Genomic DNA, 4,169 nt, shown 5'->3' with positions numbered 1-4,169 from the left:
GGGGGGGGGGGCTATAAATCCCCCACCCCCTGGTGCTCACACCCTTGGGGGGGGGGGGGGGGGGGGGTGGGGGGGTCCCCCGCCTCCGCTCCCCGCGCCCCCCCCCGCACCCACGGGTGCTTCGTAGCCTAGAACCAGTGGCGATCTTCGCCGGGCCCTGCCACGTTTTCCACGCAGCGGCCGCAGATTTCCGGGTGGGCCGGGTCATGGCCCACGTCCGCGCGGTGCTGCCAGCAACGGATGCACTTGGCCCAGTCGGTGACCGCGGCCGAGACATACACCTCGCCCTCCTCCAGCTCCACCTTCTCGGCGTTGGCCGGGCGGCCTTCCAGCGGGGCCAGGGTCACGTCGGAGGTGATGAAGAAGAAGCGCAGCTCGTCCGCCGATTCCGCCAGGGCCGACTGCGTGGGCAGGTCGGCGTGCAGGGTCAGCGTGGCATCCAGCGAGGCGCCGATCTGGCCGGCCTTGCGCATGCCTTCGAGCACGCGGGACGCCGTCTCGCGGATCGTGAGCAGCTTGCTCCACCACGCGCGGGTCTCGGCATCCTGGCGCACGTCCAGGCCCTCGTAGAAGGTCTCGAACAGCACCGATTCGCTGCGCGTGCCCGGCAGGTGCTGCCAGATCTCTTCCGCGGTGAAGCTCAGCATCGGCGCGATCCAGCGCACCATGGCCTCGGCGATGCGGTACATCGCGCTCTGCGCACTGCGCCGCCCGAGGCTCTCGGTCGGCATGGTGTACAGGCGGTCCTTGGTCACGTCCAGGTACAGCGCGCCGAGCTCGTTGGTGCAGAAGTTCTGCACGCGCTGGACGATTTCCGGGAAGTCGTAACGCTCGTACGCGGCGATGATCGCGGCCTGCGCATCGGCGGCCTGCTGCACGGCCCACTGGTCGAGCGGCAGGCATGCCGCCGTGGCCAGCAGATCCTTGTCCGGGTTGAACCCGTCGAGGTTGCCCAGCAGGAAACGCGCGGTATTGCGGATGCGGCGGTAGGTATCCGCCACGCGCTTGAGGATCTCGTCCGACAGCGACATCTCGTTGCGGTAATCAGTCGACGAGATCCACAGGCGCAGGATGTCCGCGCCCAGCGTCTTCATGATGTCCTGCGGCTCGATGCCGTTGCCCAGCGACTTCGACATCTTGCGGCCCTGGGCATCCACGGTGAAGCCGTGGGTGAGCACATGGTCGTAAGGCGCGCGGCCGTGGATGGCGGCCGAGGTGAGCAGCGACGACTGGAACCAGCCGCGATGCTGGTCGGAGCCTTCCAGGTACATGACCTTGTACTCGCTGGCGTTGCCAGCCTGCAGTTCGGGGCGCTGGCCCACGACCGCGAAGTGGCTCACGCCCGAGTCGAACCACACGTCGAGGACGTCGGTGACCTTCTCGTACCTGTCGGCGTCATCGCCCAGCAGCTCGCGCGGATCCAGCGTGAACCAGCAATCGATGCCTTCGTGCGCGACCTTCTGCGCCACCTTCTCCATGAGCTGCACGGAATCCGGATGCGGCTCGTGGGTGTTCTTGTCCACGAACAGGGTGATCGGCACGCCCCAGGTGCGCTGGCGCGAGATGCACCAGTCCGGGCGGCCCTCGACCATGCCGCGGATGCGCTCTTCGCCCCACGCGGGCACCCAGCGCACGCTCTTGATCGAGGTGAGCGCGGTATCGCGCAGGCCAGCGGTTTCCATGCCGATGAACCACTGCGGCGTGGCGCGATAGATCACCGGGGTCTTGTGGCGCCAGCAATGCGGGTAGCTGTGGGTCAGCTTCGCCGAGGCGAGCAGCACGCCACGGAAGCGCAGGAGGTCGACGATGGCGTCGTTGGCCTTCCAGATGTGCATGCCGGCGAACGTGGTGTCGCCCGCGAGCGGCAGGTCGCTGCGGTAGACGCCGCGGCCATCGACATAGTTGAGCGTGCCGATGCCGTAGTGCTGGCCCACGGCAAAGTCTTCCGCGCCGTGGTCGGGCGCGGTATGCACGGCACCGGTACCGTCCTCGTCGGAGACGTGGTCACCGAGGATGATGGGCACGTGCTTGTCGTAGAACGGGTGCTTGAGCTGCTGGTTCTCCAGCGCGGCGCCCTGCTTGCGGGCCAGGACGTTCGCGCCCTCCACGCCGTAGCGGGCCAGGGCCTTCTCCGCCAGCGCCGACGCGATCACCAGGAGCACGCGCTTGCCGCCGCGCGAGGGGCCTTCGACCAGCGAGTATTCGATCTCGCCACCGAGCGACACGGCCTGGCTGGACGGCAGCGTCCACGGCGTGGTGGTCCAGATCGGCACGGCGACTATCGCATCGCCCACGTCCACGCCGAATTCCGCACCCATCTCCTTCGGATAGACGGCGTCGTACGCCACGTCCACGGCGGGCGAGGTCTTGTCGGCGTATTCGATTTCCGCTTCGGCCAGCGCCGAGCCGCAATCGAAGCACCAGTACACGGGCTTGGCACCGCGCACCACGTGGCCGTTATCGACGATGCGCGCCAGCGCGCGGATCATGTCGGCTTCGTAGGTGAAATCGAGCGTGCGGTACGGCTTCTCCCAGTCACCCAGGACGCCGAGGCGCTTGAAGTCGGTGCGCTGCAGGTCGATCTGCGCGAGCGCGTATTCACGGCACTTCTGGCGGAATGCCGCGGCGTCGAGCTTGTCGCCCGCCTTGCCGAACTTCTTCTCGATCGCGATCTCGATCGGCAGGCCATGGCAATCCCAGCCCGGCACGTAAGGCGCACGGTAGCCGGCGATCAGCTTCGACTTGACGATGACGTCCTTCAGCACCTTGTTCACCGCGTGGCCAAGGTGAATGGCGCCATTGGCGTACGGCGGGCCGTCGTGCAGCACGAACACCTTGTCGCGGCCGGCGGTCTTTTCCTGGATCTGCTGGTAGCGGCCCACGCGCTCCCAGTTCGCCAGCCAGTGCGGCTCGCGCTTGGGCAGATCGCCGCGCATCGGGAATTCCGTCTGCGGCAGGTTGATGGTGTTCTTGTAGTCCTGGGTCATCGCTGGCAACCGTGGTGTGTCATGCATCGGCAAGGATGGGGTTCATCCCCAGGGCCTGCCGGGCGTCCCGTTCGTCCTGGCGCATCTGCGCGACCAGGGCTTCCAGGCCGTCGAATTTTTCCTCATCCCTGAGCTTGCGAACGAACTCCACGCCGATGCGCTGGCCGTAGAGATCGCCGGAGAAATCGAACAGATGCGCTTCGAGCAGCGGCTCACGCACCTCGTTGACCGTCGGGCGGAAGCCGAGGCTCGCCACGCCAGGCCAGCTGCACGGGCCATCGCCGATACCGATACGCACGGCGAAGATGCCCTGGATCGGACTCACTCGCTCGCGCAAATGCACGTTGGCGGTCGGGTAGCCGAGCTCGCGACCCAGCTGCTTGCCGTGTTCGACGTGGCCGTCGATGACGAACGGGCGGCCGAGCAGTACCGTCGCATCGGCGAAGCGGCTTTCCGCGAGCAGGGTGCGCACCTTCGAGGAGGACACGCGCTCGCCATCCACCAGCACCGCGGCCACGGCATGCGCGGTAAAGCCCAGCTCCGCGCCCATCTTCTCGAGCAGCGCGAAATCGCCGCCACGGCGGTGGCCGAAGCGGAAATCCTCGCCCACCCAGACCTCGCGCGCGGCGAGGCGGCCGACGATCACCTTGCGCACGAAATCCTCGGCGGACATCTGCGTCAGGGCTTCATCGAAGCGCAGCGAGAGCAGCTCGACGATGCCGGCCGCAGCCATGCCCTCGGCCTTCTCACGGACACCGGAGAGGCGCGGCACGGGCTCCTTCGAAAAGAAGGCGCGCGGCAGCGGGTCGAACGTGATCACGGCGGGGGCCAGGCCCTTCGCGGCAGCGCGCTGGCGCACCTCGGCGAGGATCGCCTGGTGGCCCAGGTGCAGGCCGTCGAACGCGCCGATCGCCACCACGCTGCCCTGGGGCGTCAGGCACGCGCCGTCCACGTCGCGATGGAGTCGCAGCGTCATGCGCGGCCGCCTTGGGGTCGATGCGGAATAAAAGCCATCGGGCCAGTATAGCGGCCCCATTGCGGCGCACAATGCGTGCTCAGCCCTTGTGGGAGCGTGCTTGCACGCGATAGGGGTTGCCGCCAGTCCCCGCGCGGGCAAGCACCCGCCCCCACGGGGGGGGCGCGCACCGGGGGCGCCGGGGGGTCGGCCGGGAACCCCAGGCG

2 protein-coding genes are annotated in these 4,169 nt (G+C 68.1%); both read right to left on the bottom strand.

Annotation, left to right across the window (positions count from 1 at the left end):
- Nucleotides 1-128 precede the first annotated feature (128 nt).
- Complete coding sequence (ileS, locus tag ACTHLF_RS05695; protein ID WP_440325612.1) at nt 129-2,987, bottom strand: isoleucine--tRNA ligase; 2,859 nt, start codon at nt 2,985-2,987, stop codon at nt 129-131.
- A 19-nt stretch (nt 2,988-3,006) separates the two neighbouring features.
- A complete protein-coding gene (locus ACTHLF_RS05690; protein WP_440325610.1) occupies nt 3,007-3,963 on the bottom strand; it encodes a bifunctional riboflavin kinase/FAD synthetase in 957 nt (318 codons plus the stop codon).
- Between the last annotated feature and the right edge of the window lie 206 nt (nt 3,964-4,169).

The sequence above is a fragment of the Luteibacter sp. genome (assembly GCF_051958795.1).
Classification (GTDB): Bacteria; Pseudomonadota; Gammaproteobacteria; order Xanthomonadales; family Rhodanobacteraceae; genus Luteibacter.
Note: the sequence above shows the minus strand (reverse complement) of the source record. Positions and strands in the feature narration are given on the sequence as shown.